At 59.0% G+C, this 19,074-nt stretch carries 18 protein-coding genes; 12 read left to right on the forward strand and 6 right to left on the reverse strand.

What is annotated here, in order from left to right:
* The first annotated feature begins 32 nt into the window (after positions 1-32).
* Genes ACTJI7_RS17885 through ACTJI7_RS17905 form a run of 5 tightly spaced genes read left to right on the forward strand, consistent with a single transcriptional unit; the run spans position 33 to position 4,694 of the window.
* Entirely contained in the window at positions 33-845 is an 813-nt protein-coding gene (locus ACTJI7_RS17885; RefSeq protein WP_028014437.1) for an ABC transporter ATP-binding protein, read from the forward strand.
* Positions 842-1,825, forward strand: a complete 984-nt coding sequence (locus ACTJI7_RS17890) for a FecCD family ABC transporter permease (RefSeq protein WP_193540952.1) — start codon at positions 842-844, stop codon at positions 1,823-1,825. The genes ACTJI7_RS17885 and ACTJI7_RS17890 overlap by 4 nt, the downstream gene beginning before the upstream one ends.
* Positions 1,822-2,862, forward strand: a complete 1,041-nt coding sequence (locus ACTJI7_RS17895; protein ID WP_440670494.1) for a FecCD family ABC transporter permease — start codon at positions 1,822-1,824, stop codon at positions 2,860-2,862. Before ACTJI7_RS17890 ends, ACTJI7_RS17895 begins: the two co-directional genes overlap by 4 nt.
* 9 nt (positions 2,863-2,871) lie before the next feature.
* Positions 2,872-3,822, forward strand: coding sequence for an iron-siderophore ABC transporter substrate-binding protein (locus ACTJI7_RS17900; RefSeq protein ID WP_440670496.1), 951 nt, complete (start codon positions 2,872-2,874; stop codon positions 3,820-3,822).
* Positions 3,819-4,694 carry a MurR/RpiR family transcriptional regulator gene (locus ACTJI7_RS17905; RefSeq protein WP_028014433.1) on the forward strand — a complete coding sequence of 292 codons (876 nt, stop codon included), beginning with the start codon at positions 3,819-3,821 and terminating at the stop codon, positions 4,692-4,694. Before ACTJI7_RS17900 ends, ACTJI7_RS17905 begins: the two co-directional genes overlap by 4 nt.
* A gap of 41 nt (positions 4,695-4,735) precedes the next feature.
* Here ACTJI7_RS17905 and ACTJI7_RS17910 read toward each other — a convergent pair whose 3' ends face one another.
* A complete protein-coding gene (locus ACTJI7_RS17910) occupies positions 4,736-5,575 on the reverse strand; it encodes a helix-turn-helix transcriptional regulator (protein WP_049138341.1) in 840 nt (279 codons plus the stop codon).
* A gap of 166 nt (positions 5,576-5,741) precedes the next feature.
* On the opposite strand from ACTJI7_RS17910, the gene ACTJI7_RS17915 reads away from it, so the two are divergent.
* The 3 genes from ACTJI7_RS17915 to ACTJI7_RS17925 are packed head-to-tail and all read left to right on the forward strand — an operon-like array spanning position 5,742 to position 10,059.
* Positions 5,742-7,556: a DUF2264 domain-containing protein gene (locus tag ACTJI7_RS17915; protein WP_440670498.1), complete on the forward strand. Its 1,815-nt coding sequence runs from the start codon at positions 5,742-5,744 to the stop codon at positions 7,554-7,556.
* Between the two features lie 32 nt (positions 7,557-7,588).
* Positions 7,589-8,854, forward strand: a complete 1,266-nt coding sequence (locus ACTJI7_RS17920; protein ID WP_440670500.1) for an oligosaccharide MFS transporter — start codon at positions 7,589-7,591, stop codon at positions 8,852-8,854.
* A gap of 17 nt (positions 8,855-8,871) precedes the next feature.
* Complete coding sequence (locus ACTJI7_RS17925; protein WP_440670502.1) at positions 8,872-10,059, forward strand: glycoside hydrolase family 88 protein; 1,188 nt, start codon at positions 8,872-8,874, stop codon at positions 10,057-10,059.
* Between the two features lie 32 nt (positions 10,060-10,091).
* On the opposite strand, the gene lysM is transcribed toward ACTJI7_RS17925, so the two are convergent.
* The 5 genes from lysM to qseB form a co-directional block, all read right to left on the reverse strand.
* Complete coding sequence (gene lysM / locus ACTJI7_RS17930; protein ID WP_028014428.1) at positions 10,092-10,532, reverse strand: peptidoglycan-binding protein LysM; 441 nt, start codon at positions 10,530-10,532, stop codon at positions 10,092-10,094.
* A gap of 85 nt (positions 10,533-10,617) precedes the next feature.
* On the reverse strand, positions 10,618-10,932 hold the full coding sequence (locus ACTJI7_RS17935) for a putative quinol monooxygenase (RefSeq protein ID WP_008502984.1): 315 nt from the start codon (positions 10,930-10,932) through the stop codon (positions 10,618-10,620).
* 31 nt (positions 10,933-10,963) lie between these two features.
* Positions 10,964-11,545, reverse strand: coding sequence for an NAD(P)H-dependent oxidoreductase (locus ACTJI7_RS17940; RefSeq protein WP_041908121.1), 582 nt, complete (start codon positions 11,543-11,545; stop codon positions 10,964-10,966).
* Positions 11,546-11,650: 105 nt separating this feature from the next.
* Positions 11,651-12,988 carry a quorum sensing histidine kinase QseC gene (gene qseC / locus ACTJI7_RS17945; protein ID WP_440670504.1) on the reverse strand — a complete coding sequence of 446 codons (1,338 nt, stop codon included), beginning with the start codon at positions 12,986-12,988 and terminating at the stop codon, positions 11,651-11,653.
* Positions 12,985-13,644 carry a quorum sensing response regulator transcription factor QseB gene (gene qseB / locus ACTJI7_RS17950; protein ID WP_045261340.1) on the reverse strand — a complete coding sequence of 220 codons (660 nt, stop codon included), beginning with the start codon at positions 13,642-13,644 and terminating at the stop codon, positions 12,985-12,987. The genes qseC and qseB overlap by 4 nt, the downstream gene beginning before the upstream one ends.
* Before the next feature lie 139 nt (positions 13,645-13,783).
* On the opposite strand from qseB, the gene ACTJI7_RS17955 reads away from it, so the two are divergent.
* The 4 genes from ACTJI7_RS17955 (at position 13,784) to ftsP (ending at position 18,933) form a co-directional block, all read left to right on the forward strand.
* Positions 13,784-14,185, forward strand: a complete 402-nt coding sequence (locus ACTJI7_RS17955) for a YgiW/YdeI family stress tolerance OB fold protein (protein ID WP_023309189.1) — start codon at positions 13,784-13,786, stop codon at positions 14,183-14,185.
* 118 nt (positions 14,186-14,303) lie between these two features.
* Positions 14,304-16,562: a DNA topoisomerase IV subunit A gene (parC, locus tag ACTJI7_RS17960; protein WP_440670507.1), complete on the forward strand. Its 2,259-nt coding sequence runs from the start codon at positions 14,304-14,306 to the stop codon at positions 16,560-16,562.
* 162 nt (positions 16,563-16,724) lie between these two features.
* On the forward strand, positions 16,725-17,462 hold the full coding sequence (gene plsC / locus ACTJI7_RS17965) for a 1-acylglycerol-3-phosphate O-acyltransferase (protein ID WP_028014424.1): 738 nt from the start codon (positions 16,725-16,727) through the stop codon (positions 17,460-17,462).
* A gap of 58 nt (positions 17,463-17,520) precedes the next feature.
* Positions 17,521-18,933, forward strand: a complete 1,413-nt coding sequence (gene ftsP, locus ACTJI7_RS17970; protein WP_028014423.1) for a cell division protein FtsP — start codon at positions 17,521-17,523, stop codon at positions 18,931-18,933.
* The last annotated feature ends 141 nt before the right edge of the window (positions 18,934-19,074 follow it).

Below are 19,074 nucleotides of genomic sequence, written 5' to 3' on the forward strand. Positions count from 1 at the left end.
TTGTTTCCCTTTTTTATTACGTTGGCATGCACGTGGCTCACAACACGACAAAACCGGGTCTGGTTCTGGAGAATCTTTCTGCCGGTTATCAGAAAAAAATCATCGTTGATGATATTTCCCTTGCGATCCCCCAGCAGAAAATCACCGTTCTGGTGGGGGCGAACGGCTGCGGAAAATCCACGCTGCTGAGTACCATCGCGCGTTTGCTTCAGCCGCTTGGCGGCGCGGCGGTTCTCGACGGCAAGGCGATCCACGCGCAGCCGACGAAAGCCGTCGCCCGCCAGCTTGGCATCCTGCCGCAGTCTCCGCTGCTGCCGGAAGGGTTAACCGTCTTTGAGCTGGTCTCACGCGGGCGTTTTCCCTGGCAGAACGTTATGCGCCAGTGGAGCGACGAGGACGAGCAGGCGGTAGAGGAGGCCCTGCGCCTGACCGGCACGGCCGAGTTTGCCCACATGCCCGTCGAAAGCCTGTCCGGCGGCCAGCGTCAGCGCTGCTGGATCGCCATGGCGCTGGCGCAGCAAACGCCCTATATCCTGCTGGATGAACCCACCACGTTCCTCGATCTCCGGTATCAGGTGGAGATCCTCGAACTGCTGCATACGCTGACGCGCGAGCACGGACGTACCGTGGTGGTGGTGCTGCACGATCTCAACTTCGCCGTGAGCTACGGCGATTCGCTGGTCTTTTTACGCCAGGGAAAAGTCGAGGGCGTACTGCATGAAGGGGACGCCTGCACGCCGGAGCTGATTAAAGCGGTGTTTGATGTCGACGTGCATATGTCCATCAATCCGCTGACCGGTAAACCGTTCTTTATGCCGTTTCGCCAGGTCGCAAAACAGCCATGATGCGCACCTCTCTGGCTTTCCTGATGTTCGCCGTGCTGCTGGCAACGGGTGCGATTGCCCATCTGGGGATCGGCGCCCGCTTTATCGCCCCGCATACGGTGGTGGAGGCCATCCTTCACTTCGATCCGCGCAATTTCGACCATAACATCATCATCAAGCTCAGACTGCTGCGCCTCTGCGCCGCGATGGTGACGGGCGCCGCGCTCGGCGTGGCGGGCGTGCTGCTGCAATCCACGATCCGCAACCCGCTCGGCGAACCGCATATTCTGGGGCTCAACGCCGGGGCGGCGCTGGCGGTGGTGCTGACGAGCGCGCTGGGGATGACGCTGCCGTTTGGGCGCCCGTTGATTGCCGCCGCCGGAGCCGCGGCGCTGTTTCTGCTGGTGCTCACGTTCTCCTCGTCCGGACGCACCGGGCTTACGCCGATGAAGGTCACGCTGTGCGGCGTGGCGATGTCGGCGTTTGCCTCGTCGATTACCGCCACGGTGCTCATCCTCGATGAACAGACGCTGCTCGCCATGCGCACCTGGCTGGCGGGGGATTTAGCGGGGGTCAGCGGTGAAACGATTGCCGCTGCCCTGTGGGTGGCTGGCGTGGGCTTTGCGCTGGCGCTCTGGCTGTCGCCCTCGCTCAACATGCTGGCGCTGGGCGACAGAATGGCGCAGGGGCTTGGCGTATCGCTGCTGAAAACGCGGCTGCTTGCCCTGATGGCTATCGCGCTGCTCTGCGGTGCGGCAGTCTCCCTCGCCGGGCCGATCGGTTTTATCGGGCTCGTGGTGCCTCAGCTCGTTCGCCGTCTGGTGTCGGTCGATCTGCGCGTGATGGTGCCGCTGTCTGCCCTGTGCGGGGCGCTGGTTCTGCTGCTGGCGGATATCGCTGCCCGCACGCTGTTTTCGCCCTGGGAGCTGGCAACCGGCATCATGACCGCGCTGGTTGGCGCCCCGGTCTTTATCTTCATGGCCTCGAGGATGTTTAAATGAACCGCGCCGGACTGCGTGCGCTACGCGTTGGCACCTTCTCGGCGCTGGTCCGCCCAAAGGCACTGGTATGTCTGGTCATCCTGACGCTGGCCGCCTGCCTGCTGACGGGGTTTGGCCTGACGCACGGCTCTCTGCCCATCCCCACTTCCGCCATCGGGCGCGCGCTGTTTTATCCAGAAACCCTGACGTCAGAGACGCGCTACATCGTGATGGATATCCGCCTGCCGCGCCTGCTGATGGCGGCGCTGTGCGGTGGGATGCTCGGCATGGCGGGGGCGGCAATGCAGTCCATTACCCGCAATGGCCTGGCCGATCCGGGGCTTATCGGGGTGAAAGAGGGCTGTAGCGCGGCGGTACTGCTGCTGATATTTCAGTTCCCGGCGCTGGGCCTGGCCTGGCGGCCGCTGGTTGGCATGGCCGGGGGGCTGCTCACCGCGCTGCTGGTGGTGGCCCTGGCGCGCGATATCTCACGTCCGCGATTCATCCTGATCGGCATCGGCGTGTCGTGGGTCTTTGCCGCCGTAATGGGCGTTTTTATGACCACGGCGGACGTGCGCGACGTGCAGACGGCGATGCTGTGGCTGGCGGGCAGCCTCCATGCGGCAAACTGGACGCTGGTCTGCATTGCCGCTGCCTGGGCGCTTCCGGCGTTTGCGCTGCTGCTGTTTACCGCCCGCGCTGCGGACGTGGCGCTGCTTGGTAACCACACCGCAGCGGGCCTTGGCGTGCGCACAAACCGGCTGGCGCTTCTAAGGGTTCTCGCCCCGGTAGTGCTGACGGCGGCCTGCGTCTCCTGCGTGGGCACCATTGGTTTTGTCGGGCTGATTGCGCCGCACATGGCGCGCCTGCTGCTCCGCGGCGGGCAAACGGCGCTCCTGACGGGTAGCGCCGTGCTGGGGGCGCTGCTGGTGCTACTGGCGGATAACGTCGGGCGGCTGGCATTCCTCCCGCTGCAGCTGCCGGCGGGAATTGTGATTTCACTGATTGGCGGACCGTTTTTCCTGCTGCTGCTCTGGCAGCGTCGGGACAGATTTTAGGGGATTAACATGCGCATACTGTTTTCATTGCTGTTGCTGGTGGGGTTTGCGGCGAGCGCGACCAAGCCGACGCAGACGTTTACTGACGATCTGAACCGTAAGGTGGTGGTGCCGGTGCATCCGAAACGGATCGTCTCGCTACACGACCTGGACATTACTATTCCGCTGATTGAGCTTGGCGTGCCGCCGGTGGCGAGCCATGGCCGCACCCGGCCGGACGGCAGCCATTTTCTGCGCTCCAGCGGCATGTTGACCGGCGTCGACTTCGATAATTCCGACATCAAGTTTATCGGCACTGCGGATATCGACATTGAAGCCATCGCCGCCGCAAAGCCTGACCTGATCATTACCGAGCCGACGCGAAATACCCCGGTGGAACAGCTGGAGAAAATTGCCCCGACGGTGAGTATCGATCATCTCGATGGCGGCGCGCCGGAGATCTACCGCAAGCTGGCGCAGCTGACGGGCACGCAGGCGCGGCTCAAGGTTCTGGAGCGGCGCTATCAGGAGCAGATTAAGGCGCTGAAAACGACTATTGATACCCGCAAAGTGAGCGTGTCGGTGATTCAGGCCAATCAGGGGAAAATCAACGCCATGCACAGCTATCACTCGCTGGGCCGCGTGCTGCGTGATGCCGGGTTCACCTTCCCGCCGCTGATTGAGGCCATCCCGGAAGGGGGACGCATTGACGTCAGCGCCGAGCGGCTGCCGGAGCTGGATGCGGATTTCGTTTTCGCCACCTGGCGCGGGGATACGGGCGGCAAACCGCAGGATGAGCTGGCGGCGATGGATGCGGTTATGCCGGGCTGGTGTCAGTTCCTGAATGCCTGTCGGACCGGACATTACGTGCTTATCTCGCGTGAAGAGGCCATCTCGAACTCGTTCGCCTCGTTAGGGCTGATGGCCGCGCAGGTCCAGTCGCAGATTGCCGGACGTCCGCTGCCGGAGGCGTCACGATGAGCCGTAAAGTTGATCTCTTCGGCGACCGCCTCCGCTCCCGGTCGCACCAGCTCACGCCGCGCCTGCTGCAGGTGGCGCGCTATATCAATGAAAATCGTGAAGCGGTGATGGAGCAGACGGCAATGGAGATCGCGACGCTGCTGAAAACGTCGGACGCTACCGTCGTTCGCGCCATCCAGGCGCTGGGTTTCGCCGGGCTGCGCGATCTCAAGCAGACGCTGGAGCAGTGGTTTGGCCCGGTCGTGACCTCCAGCGAAAAGATCTCCACCACGGTGAATACGCTGACCAGCGACGTCAATGCGAGCATTGATTTCGTGCTGGAGGGGCATCAGCACACCTGTGAGGTGTTGTCTGAACCCCACAACCGCTTCGCGATGGCGCAGGCGGTCTCGCTGCTGGCGCAGGCGAGGCAGGTTGCCATATTTGGGATTGGCGCATCCGGGATTTTGGCCGACTACACCGCCAGGCTGTTCAGCCGGATGGGGCTACCCGCCACGCCGCTTAACCGCACCGGAATAGGGCTGGCCGAGCAGTTGATAGGTCTCCAGCGCGGGGATGTGCTGATCATGATGGCGCAAAAATCCGCGCATCGGGAAGGACAGACCACGCTGCGCGAAGCGAAACGGCTGGGGATCCCCACCATTTTGCTCACCAATGCCACCGACTCCCGATTCAGCAAAGAGGCCAGCGTGGTGATCCACGTTCCGCGCGGCGGCGAGAAGGGCAAAATCCCGCTCCACGGCACGGTGCTGCTGTGCCTGGAGATGATTGTTTTATCCGTCGCTTCCACCGAGCCGCAGCGCACCATCAAGTCAATGAAGCGCATCAACGAGCTTCACCGTGGGCTAAAGCCGGGCAAGAAAAGCAGTTGATTGTCTCCCTCTCCTTTGAAGGAGAGGGGCGGGTGAGGGTGTCATACCGCACGATGGTTCTTCCGGTACTGCAGCGGCGTCTCGCCAATCCCCTTCTTAAATGCGCTGATAAACCAGGTCACGTCAGAAAATCCCACCCGCGCGGCAATCTCCCGCACGCTCGCGTCACTGTGCAGCAGGCATTCGCACGCCTTACGCAGGCGGAGCGTGTTCAGGTAGTGGTGGATTTTCTCCCCCGTCTCCACATGAAATTTTCGCGACACGTAGCTGCGCGATCTGCCCAGTTCCGCTGCCAGCGCGTCGAGGCGGAATTTCTCCTGATAATGCTCGTCCAGCCAGAACATCACCTGGCTGGCGATCCCCGTGCTGCTGCCCGGTGCGCCGGTACGATCGTCAGGCAACATAGCAAACAGGCTAATCAGCAGCCCGGCGATGCTTTCGCTGCTCATCGGCGGCGGATAACAGCTGAACAGATGATCGACATGGCTGTGGCAGTGTGCCAGGTCAACCACCCACGCCTCTGAGCCGCGACGCGAGAGTTTCTCCAGCCGCTGCTGCGTGTGCGGAAAATCACGCAGGCACTTCAGCACCGCATGGTGGTCGAGGTGAATAATCGTGCGCCGGTAAATTGCTTCCGCCTGTTCGTCTACCCTGACTTTATGCAGGGTAAACGGCGGAAAGAAAAACAGGCGTCCGGGGCGCATGGTGTAGTGACGGTTATCGACAATCGCGACGCCAAACCCTTCTTCCACATAGAGAATTTCAAGACACTGATGCCAGTGGTGGTAACGCACCGTGTTAGCAAACAGGCGGCTGAACGACGCTACGGTGTCGTTTAAGGTAATGAGCTCAAGACGATCGGTTATGGGCGCGTCATGCATAGTGCAATAAAACTCAACTTTTCCCCGTCAGAAGAGATTTATAAACCACCTTTTTAAATTTTATCAACCGCAGGTTTATCGAACGTTCTCACCTGTGACGTGGCTAACATTTCTCCACCTTAAGCATTCACTATGCTTGGCCGCAGTTGATGACGAGGGTGGAACTATGCGGGCGGAAAGCGAAGAAAAATCAAATCTGTTGTCTTCACGCCAGGACGTCGTGGCGTCTCTGAATACCTTACTTGGCGCGCTGGATAAGCAGTTTCCGGTAAATCATTCGCGGTTCTCGCTGGGTGATACCTGCGCGCACTACGCGACGGATATCGCGCAGATGGAGGGGCTCTCCCGCGCGCTATGGGGGCTGTTTCCGCTGTTGGCTTCGGGCGATGCTTCGCCGTTTAGCGAGAAGTACATGCAGGCCATCAGGATCGGCACCGATCCGCAAAGCCCGGGCTACTGGGGCGAAACCGATCCGTACGATCAGCGTCTGGTCGAGATGGCATCCTACGGTCTGGGGCTTTCCCTGCTGGGGAATAAACTCACCGATTGCTTCAGCGAGCGCGAGGTGATGAACCTGCGCGCGTGGCTGAATCAGATTGCCGACGCGCAGATGCCCGACAGCAACTGGAACTACTTTGCCATTATGGTCCAGCTGGGCTTCAAACGCGCCGGGCTGCCGTACGACCAGGCCGCCATCGACCATCGGTTTGCGCTGATGGAGGTCTATTACCTGGGTGACGGCTGGTATTCCGACGGCGCGGATCGCCCGAAAGATTACTACATCTCCATGGCGTTCCACTTCTACGGCCTGATTTACGCCACTTTAAGCGGCGATGAGGCGAGGGCAGAAGTGCTGCGCGAGCGCTCGCGTCTGTTTGCGGAGGACTTTATCTACTGGTCCGCCGCGGACGGCGCGTCGGTACCGTTTGGCCGCAGCCTGACCTACCGCTTTGCGATGGTCGCCTTCTGGAGCGCGGTTGCCTTCTCTGAACTTGACGTGTTCACGCCGGGTATTGTGAAGGGCATTATCCTGCGCCATCTCCGCTGGTGGCAGCAGCAGACGATTACCGATCGGGACGGCATTCTGACCCTCGGTTTTGCCTGTCCGAACCTCGCCATGTGTGAGGACTATAACTCTCCCGGCTCGCCCTACTGGGCGCTTAAAAGCTACCTGATTCTGGCGCTGCCGGAGACGCATCCGTTCTGGCAGGCAGAAGAACAGCCGCTGCCCACGCTGGCGGAGAAGCACGTCATCCCGCACGCGCAGCAGATCCTGATGCATTCGACGAACTCTCAGCACGTCACCATGCTCACCGGCGGTCAGCTGGAGCTGAATAACTACGTCAACACCGAAGCGAAATACACCAAATTTGCCTACTCCAGCCGCTTTGGCTTCACCATTGAGCGCGGACGCTTTGGCCTGAAGCATGCGGCCTGTGATTCCATGCTGCTGCTGGCGGACGGGGATAACTATTTCCGCGGACGTCGCGAGTGCGACGCGGTGCGGGTGGATGAAAACTACATCTATTCACGCTGGTCGCCGTGGCACGACGTTCACATCGAGACCTGGCAAATCCCCTTCGGCGAGTGGCATTTGCGCCTGCACCGCATCAACAGCGCGCGCACGCTGCAAACGGCGGAGGGCGGTTTCGCCGTGATGAAAACGGAGCACCAAATCCGCGAGCGCGGCAGCTATCTGGCGGCAGAGAACGGCAGCAGTGCGATTGTCGATCTGTCGCCTTTCATTGAACGCACCCCGGACAGCATCGTCACGCCGCCGAACAGCAGCATCATGTTCCCGGAGTGCGCCTCCATTCCGCTGTTAAAAACCGATCTCCAACCGGGAGAGCGCTGGCTCTGCTGCGCCGTCATTGCCAGTGAAAAACAGAACGTTGCGGCCGCGCCGCATCTGGATATGAACCATAACCGGGTCGTAATCCGCGACCCTGGAGGCGAACGTCTGCTGTCGTTCACGTTATAAAAATTCTAACCCTACACCTCGGCGAGGATGGTATGAAAAATACATCGACAACCAACAGAACCGAATATTACAAAATCAGCAGCTTTATTTTTCTCTATTTCTTTACCTGGTCCGCGAGTATTGGCCTGCTGGCGATCTGGCTGGGTCAAAAAGCGAATCTCAGCGGGACGGTAATTGGAACCGTGTTCGCGGTGAACGGAATATTTTCCGTTATTCTCAAACCCATCTACGGCTATATTCTCGATAAAATCGGCATGAGCAAATACCTGCTCTATTTTGTGGTCGCCATGTCGGCCCTGATGGCGCCGTTTTTTATTTACGTCTATCAGCCGCTGTTAATGTCCAGCACCTTGCTGAGGATTATTATCGGCGCGCTCTATTTAAGCTTTGCCTGGTATGCAGGCGTGGCGGCGTGTGAATCCTATTCCGACCGCTTCAGCCGCTTAAACGGCATGGAGTTCGGGCAAATTCGTATGTGGGGCTCGCTCGGCTGGGCGGTGGCATCGTCCTTCTCCGGCCTGCTGTTCAACCTCTCACCGACCTATAACTTCATTATGGGCAGCGTGACGTCGATCGTGATGCTGGTTGTCCTGCTCAGCCTGAAAGTGAACACTAACTCCGTTCATGCCGATGCGGTATTGACCAAAGAGAAAATTGCCCCCGCAGATGTGTATGCCCTGCTGCGTAACCGTAAATTCTGGGCTTTTTGCCTGTACGTGGCGGGCGTGGCGTGGATGATGTTTATCGCCGAGCAGCAGTTCTCGCGCTATTTCGTCACCTTCTTTGACGATATTCATGAGGGCAACGCGGTGTTTGGCTATCTCGGCACCGTGCAGTCGGGCATAGAATTCGTCATGTATATGGTTGTCCCGCTGTTCGTTAACTTTATTGGCGCCAGACGCGGGCTATTAATTGTCGGGCTGATCGTCGGGGCGCGTTTGATTATTTCCGGGATGTGCGACTCGCATCTGTTAATTTCCGTGCTCAAGCCGCTATACGGTATAGAAATTTGCCTGCTGCTGGTGTCGGTCTTTAAATATATTGCGGAGCATTTCGACAAGCGCGTGAACGCCACCATGTATTTACTGGGCTATCAGGCGATGCTGTACGTGGGGAACGTGGTGGTTTCCTCGCCTGCCGGATATATGTATGACCGCATCGGCTTTGAACAGACCTATATCATCATGGGGGCGACGGCGCTGATCTTTACCTTTATTTCTGCCTTTACGTTATCCGCCTGCCAGAGCAAATGGCGCGGCCCCCGCCCGCTGAACGTAGCAGAACCTTCATCACGCTGACCACAAGGAACCGAAATATGTTAAGTCGTATCAGAGAGGAACGCCTGTCTGCCATTCCTGCTCCAGTAGACTCGCGCCTGTTTAGCGATGAACTGATCTCTGCGCGTAGCCACGTCCTCGAGCTGATTAGCCGTCATTTAACGGCATTCGGAGAGCAGTTCCCGGCGGAAACCTGCCGGAACGGTTATTACCCGCTGACCAACAACGTAGAGTGGACAACCAGCTTCTGGACCGGCCAGCTGTGGCTGGCGTGGGAGATGAGCGGCGAGAAGAAATTCCGCTCGATGGCGGAAAAACACGTGCGCTCCTTCGGCCTGCGCATCGCCGGGCGCAGCGACACCAACACTCACGATCTGGGCTTCCTGTACACGCTCTCCTGCGTGGCGGCCTGGCGACTCACCGGCAGCCGCGAGGCGCGCGGTTTCTCCCTGCTGGCGGCTGAAGCCCTGCTGGAGCGCTTTCATGAGAAGGCGAAAATCATTCAGGCGTGGGGCGATCTTTCAGACCCGGAGCTGGCCGGACGGATGATCATCGACTGCAACATGAATCTGCCGCTGCTCTACTGGGCGACGGAGCAGACGGGGGATCCGCGCTTTGCTGACGCCGCAAAAGCGCACGTCATGCAGGCGGCAAACTATCTCATCCGCGACGATGCCTCCACGTTCCACACCTATTATATGGACGTGGTAACCGGCGCGCCGCGCTACGGCAATACCCAGCAGGGCTATGCCGATGACTCCTGCTGGTCGCGCGGGCAGGCGTGGGGGATTTACGGCTTCCTGCTGAGCTATATCTATACCGGCGACGAGACGATGATCGCCCTGTCGAAGCGGCTGGCGAACTACTTCCTCAACCGCCTCCCGGAAGACTACGTCTGCCACTGGGATCTGGCGCTGGTGGGGACCGACGCGCTGCGCGATTCGTCCTCGGCGGCGATTGCGGTGTGCGGGCTGCTGGAGCTGGTGAAGCACCTGCCCGTGACGGATCCGGACCGGGAGCGGTATCTGGAGTGGGCCAAAGGCATTATGTCGTCACTGACGAAGCACTACCTGATGGGCAAAGAGGAGAAGGGCACCGGGCTGCTGAAGCACTCGGTCTATCACCTGGCGAGCAACAAAGGGGTGGACGAGTGTGCGAGCTGGGGAGATTACTTCTACGTGGAGGCGCTGGTGCGCTTTACGCAGAGCTGGAAACTGTACTGGTAAAAACGGTCGGGGGGCGACCCCCGACTCGCGGATCACGCTTTAGGAATACGCAGCGTCTGGCCGGGATAGATTTTATCCGGGCTGGAGAGCATCGGGCGGTTAGCCTCAAAAATCTTGTTGTACTGGTTGGCATCGCCGTACACGGTTTTGGAGATAGCGCTCAGGGTGTCGCCGGATTTTACCGTGTAGTAGGTGGCTTCATCTTTGGCATCGGTCGTGGTGATGTTGTTCTCCACCTCGCTGACGCCCGCGATGTTGCCGACGGCGACCTGGATTTTTTCTTTCTGCTCCTGGGTCAGCCCGTCACCCGTCACGCTGGCCTTGCCGTCGGTAACGTTAACCTGAACTTTGTCTGAACCGGGAATGTTGAGTTTCTTGAGGTGCTCGGTGATTTTGTCGCTCTGACCTTTGTGGTCGGTCAGGTTATCCCATAGCTTTTCGCCTGCTTCTTTCACGAAGTTAAAAAGACCCATTCCATCCTCCTGTTAATCATGAAGTCAGAATAAGCATAGCAGGTCAGAGAGAATTCCCTCCCCGGAAGGAGAGGGAAGGCAGGTTTTAAACCCCTTGCTCCAGAATACGGATGTGGGTCTCCAGCACGTCACCCTTCACCGCATCGCTCCACGCTTTCATGTGCGCGGTCTGCAGGTGTGCTTCAAGGTGCGCGACGGTTTCCCACTGCTCAACCATGATAATGGAGTCTGGCGCAGTGGCCTGGAAGCTTGCGTCGGTAGCGGCATCCACCATCGGCGCGTAGCCGTGGCAGCCTTCTTCTTTCAGTACGGTTGGGATGATTTTCGCGAACTGATCCAGCACCGCCTGGCGGTGATGTTGACCTGGACGAGTACGGATTTCTGCGATTACTGTAAGCATGGTTACTACTCCTTTAATTCCAGGCTACCAGTTAAGCAAAAATTTTCGCGAGATGCTTGCGATATTCTGCGATATAGCTCGGGACGTCAGGCATTTTAATCACGTCGTTGACGATAAAGGTCGGCAGCGGATCCATCCCCAGGAACTGGTTCGCCTTGTGGAACGGCAGATACGCGCCGTCTACGCCCACGCCTTCGAAGAACTGATCTTTTTCGGTGAAGGCCTCCAGAGGGGCGTTCCAGGTCAGGGAGAGCATATATTTTTTGCCCTGAATCAGACCGCCGGAGCCGTATTTTTTAGAGGCGTCTGAGCGGGTGCGTCCGTCGCTGGCATACAGCGAACCGTGACCTTCGGTGAAGACGTCGTCCATGTACTTTTTCACGGTCCACGGCGCGCCCATCCACCAGCCCGGCATCTGCCAGACAACCACATCGGCCCACAGGAAGTTCTGTACTTCGGCCTTCACGTCATAGTTGCTGTCCGCGCGCACGACCTTAACATCATGCCCGGCGTCGCGCAGGAAACCGTCCGCGACCTCGGTCAGGGTGTCATTCAGCTGGCCTTTAGAGTGCGCGAACTCTTTCGCGCCGTTGATAATCAGAATGTTGCTCATTATTTGTCCTCGGTGATGAGAGTATGCCGGGTATTCTACGCGCGAGGACGGAGCGGAAAAATAAGCAAAATGTGCAAAGTCTTTTGCGCTAAATGCAATAATCCCTTACCAGTTAACCTTCACTTCAAAGCCGCCTTCTGGCGCATTGCCCAGCGAGACGCGCATGCCGTGCAGCGCGGCAATGCGTTTCACAATGGATAGCCCCAGCCCGCTGCCCGTGGCGTCCTGACCCGGTGGACGATAAAAGCGCTCGCCGAGACGCGCCAGCGCATCGGGCGAAATGCCCGGGCCATTGTCGCGCACGGTAACGCTACGGGTGTTCAGCGTCACGTCTACCACGCTGCCGCGCGGGCTGTAGCGGGTGGCGTTATCCAGCAGGTTGCGCGCCAGCAGGCTCAGAAGCAGCTGCTGACCCGTGCGGGTCACCTCCGGCGCGTTGATGTGCAGGCGAATATCAATACCCGCCTGCTGTGCAGAAGGATAAATATCCATTACCGCAGACTGCAGCAGGTCGCCCATCGCTATCTGTTCTACGCCGTCCAGGCTGTCCAGCGAGTCCAGGCGCGACAGGGTGAGGAGCTGATCCACCAGCCGGGAGGCACGGTCGATACCCGCGTGCAGCTGCGCCAGCGCTTTTTCCTGCGCCTGCGAATCGTCCTGAGAAAGCTGCGCCACGTCGGTTTGCACCTTCAGCGCCGCCAGGGGGCTGCGCAGCTCGTGGGCGGCGTCGGAGGTAAAGCGGCGCTCGCGGGTCATCATCTCCTGGGTACGGGTAAAAAGATGGTTCAGCGAGTCGAGCAGGGGGCGCACTTCCGCCGGCACGCCCTGAGTGGGCAGGGCGTCGGTGGCGTCCGGCGAGCGGGAACGCAGGGTCTGGGCCAGCTTTTTAAGGGGCTTCAGCTCCCGGCTCAGCAGGACGATCAGCAACAGCAGCATCACCGGCAGCGCCACCAGCCACGGCGTCAGCTGCGAGCTGACCACGTCCAGCGCCATATCCTGCCGGTATTCCCACTCCTGGCCGACCACCACGCGGTATTTTCCGTCTGGCGACGTCAGCCATAAAAAGCGCCATTCATCGTTGTCATCCTGAAGCCGTCCGTCATCAAAGCCGTCACGACGATAGTGATACGGGATATCGCGCCCGTTTTCGCCGTCGTTAAGGATCATCGTGCCGTCTGAAGCGTAAATAGCGAAGGCCAGCGCGTCATCGTCCAGATGCCCGTGTTTGGCCTTTTTCGGCACCTCGCGCATGCGCTCCGGCGCGCGGATCTCGTCCAGATCCATCGTCAGCAGCCGTTTGGCAAACAGCATCTGCTGGGTGTCGAACAGCTTATCGAGCTTGTGGGTGGTCTGCTGCCACGCCACCAGGCTGGCGGCAAACCAGGCCGTCAGAGACAGCGCTAAAAAGAGGAGCGTCAGGCGCAGCTTAAGGCTCAGCTTCATGCGTCACCCAGGGTGTAGCCGATGCCGTGCACGGTGCGGATAAACTCGCTCCCGAGCTTGCGGCGTAAATGATGGACATGGACTTCGACGGCGTTGCTGGAGACGTCATCGTCCCAGGTATAAAGCTTTTCCTCGATCAGCTTGCGCGGCAGCACCCGGCCCGCGTTGCGCATCAGCAGCTCCAGCAGGGCGAACTCTTTCGGTTTAAGCGTCAGCGTTTCGCCCTCCAGCGTGGCGACGAGGCTTGCCGGATCGAGCGTCACCTTGCCGTGGCGCAGCTCGCTGCGGGTCTGACCGTGGCTGCGGCGCACCAGCGCTTCCAGACGGGCGGCCACTTCTATCAGCGCGAACGGCTTACAGAGATAATCGTCCGCACCGAGGCGCAGCCCTTCAACGCGCTGGTTCAGCGCATCCCGCGCGGTCAGGATCAGTACCGGCTCGCTGCGCCCGCTTTCGCGCCAGGCGCGCAGGATCTCCAGACCGTCAATTCCCGGTAGGGTCAGGTCAAGCACCACGGCATCATAGGGCGCAGAGGCAAGCGCGGCCTGCCCGGTTTTCCCCTCGGTAAACCAGTCCACGCTAAAGCCCAGTTTGCTTAAGCCTGCTTTGATGCCATCGCCGATTAACCTGTCGTCTTCTACCAGTAAAATGCGCATGTTCCCTCCTTGATGCCGTCAGTAAACCCTCTGCAAGCGCCTGCTGTACAGTAAAAATAAATAAATTTTCCCCTTAAGAAGTTGTTAAGGTTTACCCTGTTTAATGGACTGCGAAACGACATTAAAGGGAGAGATGAAGATGAAAAAATTCGCTGCAATTGCTGCCATCATGATGATGACCACCGCGCCGGTCTTTGCTGCACAGGGCGGTTTTACTGGCCCATCTGCGACACAGACCCAGACGCAAACCCAGCAGGGCGGTTTTGTCGATAACAACGCCAACCTCACCACCGCGGCTAAAGTGAAAGATCTGAAGGACGATGCCTGGGTGAAGCTGCGCGGGAACATTACCGAGCGCCTGTCCGATGACCGCTACACCTTCCGCGACGAGTCGGGCACGGTGGTGGTTGAGATTGACCACAAGCGCTGGAACGGCGTGACCGTCACCCCGCAGGATAAAGTAGAACTGCAGGGTAAAGTCGACAAAGACTGGAACGAGTTTGAAATCGACGTGAAGCAGGTTATCAAGCTGAACAAATAACCCGAAAAGGGCCGCTTATGCGGCCCTTTTTCTTTGTGACTCAATTCGTCAGATGAGGTAGTATCTGCGGCAATATTGCCTGAAACCCTTCGGTTTCTGAGTTGAGGAATCACACGTAATGAGCGATATGGCAGAGCGCCTCGCGCTACATGAATTCACGGAAAACGCCTACCTGAACTACTCCATGTACGTCATCATGGACAGGGCGTTGCCGTTTATCGGGGATGGCCTGAAGCCCGTTCAGCGCCGCATCGTCTATGCGATGTCCGAACTGGGGCTGAACGCCACCGCCAAGTTCAAGAAATCCGCCCGTACCGTCGGTGACGTACTGGGTAAATACCATCCGCACGGCGACAGCGCCTGCTATGAAGCGATGGTGCTGATGGCCCAGCCGTTCTCTTACCGATATCCGCTGGTGGACGGGCAGGGGAACTGGGGTGCGCCGGACGATCCGAAATCCTTCGCAGCGATGCGTTATACCGAATCCCGCCTGTCCAAATACGCCGAAGTGCTGCTGCGCGAGCTGGGTCAGGGAACCGTTGACTGGGTGCCAAACTTCGACGGTACGCTGCAGGAGCCGAAGATGCTGCCTGCGCGTCTGCCGAACATCCTGCTGAACGGCACCACCGGGATTGCGGTCGGTATGGCGACGGACATTCCGCCGCACAACCTGCGTGAAGTGGCGAAAGCCGCCATCACCCTGATTGAGCAGCCGAAAGCCACGCTCGACGACCTGCTGGATATCGTGCAGGGTCCGGATTTCCCGACCGAAGCCGAGATCATCACCTCGCGTGCAGAAATCCGCAAAATCTACCAGAACGGTCGCGGCTCCGTGCGCATGCGCGCGGTGTGGAATAAAGAGGACGGCGCCGTGGTGATCACCGCGCTGCCGCACCAGGTGTCCGGTGCGAAGGTGCTGGAGCAGATCGCCGCCCAGATGCGCAATAAAAAGCTGCCGATGGTGGATGATCTGCGCGACGAATCCGACCACGAGAACCCGACTCGTCTGGTGATCGTGCCGCGCTCTAACCGCGTGGACATGGAGCAGGTGATGAACCACCTGTTCGCCACTACCGATCTGGAAAAAAGCTACCGCATCAACCTGAATATGATTGGTCTGGACGGTCGTCCGGCGGTGAAAAACCTGCTGGAGATCCTCAGCGAGTGGCTGACGTTCCGCCGCGATACGGTGCGCCGTCGTCTGAACCATCGTCTGGAGAAAGTGCTTAAGCGCCTGCATATCCTCGAAGGTTTGCTGGTGGCGTTCCTCAATATCGATGAAGTGATTGAGATCATCCGTACCGAGGACGAGCCGAAGCCCGCGCTGATGTCGCGCTTTGGCATCAGCGAAACCCAGGCCGAAGCGATCCTCGAACTGAAGCTGCGCCATCTCGCTAAGCTGGAAGAGATGAAGATCCGCGGCGAGCAAAGCGAGCTGGAAAAAGAGCGCGATCAGCTGCAGGCGATCCTCGCCTCCGAACGCAAGATGAACACCCTGTTGAAGAAAGAGCTGCAGGCGGATGCCGATGCCTTCGGTGACGACCGTCGTTCTCCGCTGCACGAGCGCGAAGAAGCGAAGGCGATGAACGAGCACGACATGCAGCCGTCCGAGCCGGTGACCATTGTGCTGTCGCAGAGCGGCTGGGTGCGCAGCGCCAAAGGCCACGATATCGACGCGCCGGGCCTAAGCTATAAAGCGGGCGACAGCTTTAAAGCGGCGGTGAAAGGCAAGAGCAACCAGCCGGTGGCGTTTATCGACTCCACGGGCCGCAGCTACGCTATCGACCCGATCACGCTGCCTTCCGCGCGCGGCCAGGGCGAACCGCTCACCGGTAAGCTGACGCTGCCGCCGGGCGCAACGGTTGACCACATGCTGATGGAGGCCGACGACCAGAAGCTGCTGATGGCGTCCGATGCGGGCTACGGCTTTATCTGTACCTTTAACGACCTCGTGTCGCGTAACCGTGCCGGTAAAGCGCTGATCAGCCTGCCGGACAATGCCCGCGTGATGACACCGCTGGTGATTGAGAACGAGAGCGACATGCTGCTGGCGATCACCTCTGCCGGACGCATGCTGATGTTCCCGGTCAGCGACCTGCCGGAGCTGTCTAAAGGTAAGGGCAACAAGATCATCAACATCCCGTCGGCGGAAGCCGCGAAAGGTGAAGATGGCCTGGCGCACCTCTTCCTGCTGCCGCCGCAGAGCACGCTGACCATCCACGTTGGCAAGCGTAAAATCAAGCTTCGCCCGGAAGAGCTGCAGAAAGTGGTGGGCGAGCGCGGTCGCCGCGGTTCGCTGATGCGCGGCCTGCAGCGTATCGACCGCGTGGAGATTGATTCGCCTGCGCGCAGCAGCGCGGGCGATAGCGAAGAGTAATGTCATGACACCCCCTCTGTCCGGAGGGGGTATTTCAATAAAATTTCCCGTAAAATCGTTGTTAATTCGTGCGTTGCGATTAACAATACGCGCTCGTAATAAAGTCCTTACCTGGCCACAGGTGAAGTATAATTGTCAGCTGTCAGGGCTTCAGAGGTCGCTATGCTATACATTGTTCGTCTCATTCTTACCGTTATTTACTGCATTCTGGTCTGTATTTTCGGCTCTATTTACTGCCTGTTCAGCCCGCGTAATCCGAAGCATGTTGCCACCTTTGGCCATATGTTCGGTCGCCTTGCGCCGCTGTTTGGTCTGAAGGTTGAAAAACGCCTGCCTGAAGGAGCGGAGAACTTCGGTAACGCCATCTATATCGCCAACCATCAGAACAACTACGATATGGTGACGGCCTCCAATATTGTTCTGCCTCCGACCGTGACGGTGGGGAAAAAAAGCCTGCTGTGGATCCCGTTTTTTGGCCAGCTGTACTGGCTGACCGGTAACCTGCTGATCGACCGTAACAACCGTGCAAAAGCGCACGGCACGATTGCAGAAGTGGTGAATCATTTTAAAAAGCGCCGGATCTCAATCTGGATGTTCCCGGAAGGGACGCGTAGCCGCGGGCGCGGCCTGCTGCCGTTTAAAACCGGCGCGTTTCATGCCGCAATTGCGGCAGGTGTTCCAATTATTCCCGTGTGCGTTTCCAATACTTCTAATAAGATTAATCTTAACCGCCTGAATAATGGTCTGGTGATTGTCGAAATGCTGCCACCCGTCGATACCAGCAAATACGGTAAAGACCAGGTGCGCGAACTGGCAGCACACTGCCGCGAGCTAATGGCTCAGCATATTGCGCTGCTGGATAAAGAAGTCGCAGAAAGAGAAGCCGCCGGTAAGGTTTAATTCGGCGTTAAAGGGAAAAAGAATTCCCGCGTTGTTAGTCGTTTCAGATGGAGCTTATATGTCACTCAGTCGGCGTCAGTTTATTCAGGCTTCGGGGATTGCCCTTTGTGCGGGTGCGATGCCGCTGACAGCCAGCGCCGCCGGGCAGCAGCAGCCGCTGCCCATTCCGCCGTTGATTGAATCCCGTCGCGGGCAGCCGCTTTTCCTCACGCTTCAGCGCAGCCACTGGTCCTTTACCCAGGGCACGCGCGCGCCGGTGTGGGGCATTAACGGGCGCTACCTCGGGCCGACCATCCGCGTGTGGAACGGCGATGACGTTAAGCTCATTTACAGCAACCGTACGGCTGAAAATGTCGCCATGACCATCAGCGGCTTACAGGTTCCTGGCCCTTTGATTGGCGGCGCGGCGCGAATGATGTCCCCCAACGCTGACTGGGCGCCCGTCCTGCCGATTCGCCAGAGTGCGGCAACCCTGTGGTATCACGCCAATACCCCTAACCGTACGGCGCAGCAGGTCTATAACGGTCTGGCCGGCATGTGGCTGGTGGAAGATGAGGTCAGTAAATCTCTGCCGATCCCGAACCACTACGGCGTGGACGATTTCCCGGTCATTATTCAGGACAAACGTCTGGATAACTTCGGCACGCCGGAGTACAGCGAGCCGGGCAGCGGTGGCTTTGTCGGCGATACCTTGCTGGTTAACGGCGCGCAGAGCCCGTACGTGGAAGTGTCCCGCGGCTGGGTGCGCCTGCGCCTGCTCAACGCCTCTAACTCGCGTCGCTATCAGCTGCAGATGAGCGATGGCCGCCCGCTGCACGTGATCTCCGGTGACCAGGGCTTTTTACCCGCGCCGGTCTCCGTTAAACAGCTGGCGCTGGCGCCGGGTGAACGTCGTGAAATTCTGGTGGATATGACCAACGGGGACGAAGTCTCCGTCACCTGTGGTGAAGCCGCGAGCATCGTTGACCGTATTCGCGGGTTCTTTGAGCCGTCGAGCATTCTGGTTTCCACGCTGGTGCTTACTCTGCGTCCAACCGGCCTGCTGCCGTTGGTCACCGATAGCCTGCCGATGCGCCTGCTGCCGCAGGAGATCATGAGTGGCTCGCCGGTGCGCAGCCGTGATATCAGCCTGGGCGACGATCCGGGCATCAACGGCGCGCTGTGGGATGTAAATCGCATCGACATCACCGCTCAGCAGGGAACGTGGGAGCGCTGGACGGTCCGGTCAGACATGCCGCAGTCGTTCCATATTGAAGGTGTGTCATTCCTGATCCGCAATGTTAATGGCGCGATGCCGTTCCCGGAAGATCGTGGCTGGAAAGATACCGTGTGGGTGGACGGCCAGGTTGAACTGCTCGTCTACTACGGTCAGCCTTCGTGGCCGCACTTCCCATTCCTGTTCCACAGCCAGACGCTGGAGATGATGGACAGGGGCTCGGTAGGGCAGATGCTGGTGAATCCGGCGCCGTAACGTGCTTTTCTCCCTCTCCCTGTGGGTGTACGGTCCGGGGACATAGTGAACACTTGTTCGGGGACATGGTAGACACTTACAACTGAGGCATAAGAACCCGTTTATGGAGTCGCTTATGCCCTGGGATGCGAGAGATACCAT

The organism is Enterobacter sp. 22499 (genome assembly GCF_052044815.1).
In the GTDB taxonomy this organism is placed as follows: Bacteria; Pseudomonadota; Gammaproteobacteria; order Enterobacterales; family Enterobacteriaceae; genus Enterobacter; species Enterobacter bugandensis.

What these genes read in the sequence shown, in the direction of transcription:
- ACTJI7_RS17890 (WP_193540952.1), top strand. Translation starts at nt 842, where the DNA reads ATGATGCGCACCTCTCTGGCTTTCCTGATGTTCGCCGTGCTGCTGGCA.
- ACTJI7_RS17895 (WP_440670494.1), top strand. Translation starts at nt 1,822, where the DNA reads ATGAACCGCGCCGGACTGCGTGCGCTACGCGTTGGCACCTTCTCGGCG.
- ACTJI7_RS17900 (WP_440670496.1), top strand. Translation starts at nt 2,872, where the DNA reads ATGCGCATACTGTTTTCATTGCTGTTGCTGGTGGGGTTTGCGGCGAGC.
- ACTJI7_RS17905 (WP_028014433.1), top strand. Translation starts at nt 3,819, where the DNA reads ATGAGCCGTAAAGTTGATCTCTTCGGCGACCGCCTCCGCTCCCGGTCG.
- ACTJI7_RS17910 (WP_049138341.1), bottom strand. Translation starts at nt 5,575, where the DNA reads ATGCATGACGCGCCCATAACCGATCGTCTTGAGCTCATTACCTTAAAC.
- ACTJI7_RS17915 (WP_440670498.1), top strand. Translation starts at nt 5,742, where the DNA reads ATGCGGGCGGAAAGCGAAGAAAAATCAAATCTGTTGTCTTCACGCCAG.
- ACTJI7_RS17920 (WP_440670500.1), top strand. Translation starts at nt 7,589, where the DNA reads ATGAAAAATACATCGACAACCAACAGAACCGAATATTACAAAATCAGC.
- ACTJI7_RS17925 (WP_440670502.1), top strand. Translation starts at nt 8,872, where the DNA reads ATGTTAAGTCGTATCAGAGAGGAACGCCTGTCTGCCATTCCTGCTCCA.
- lysM (WP_028014428.1), bottom strand. Translation starts at nt 10,532, where the DNA reads ATGGGTCTTTTTAACTTCGTGAAAGAAGCAGGCGAAAAGCTATGGGAT.
- ACTJI7_RS17935 (WP_008502984.1), bottom strand. Translation starts at nt 10,932, where the DNA reads ATGCTTACAGTAATCGCAGAAATCCGTACTCGTCCAGGTCAACATCAC.
- ACTJI7_RS17940 (WP_041908121.1), bottom strand. Translation starts at nt 11,545, where the DNA reads ATGAGCAACATTCTGATTATCAACGGCGCGAAAGAGTTCGCGCACTCT.
- qseC (WP_440670504.1), bottom strand. Translation starts at nt 12,988, where the DNA reads ATGAAGCTGAGCCTTAAGCTGCGCCTGACGCTCCTCTTTTTAGCGCTG.
- qseB (WP_045261340.1), bottom strand. Translation starts at nt 13,644, where the DNA reads ATGCGCATTTTACTGGTAGAAGACGACAGGTTAATCGGCGATGGCATC.
- ACTJI7_RS17955 (WP_023309189.1), top strand. Translation starts at nt 13,784, where the DNA reads ATGAAAAAATTCGCTGCAATTGCTGCCATCATGATGATGACCACCGCG.
- parC (WP_440670507.1), top strand. Translation starts at nt 14,304, where the DNA reads ATGAGCGATATGGCAGAGCGCCTCGCGCTACATGAATTCACGGAAAAC.
- plsC (WP_028014424.1), top strand. Translation starts at nt 16,725, where the DNA reads ATGCTATACATTGTTCGTCTCATTCTTACCGTTATTTACTGCATTCTG.
- ftsP (WP_028014423.1), top strand. Translation starts at nt 17,521, where the DNA reads ATGTCACTCAGTCGGCGTCAGTTTATTCAGGCTTCGGGGATTGCCCTT.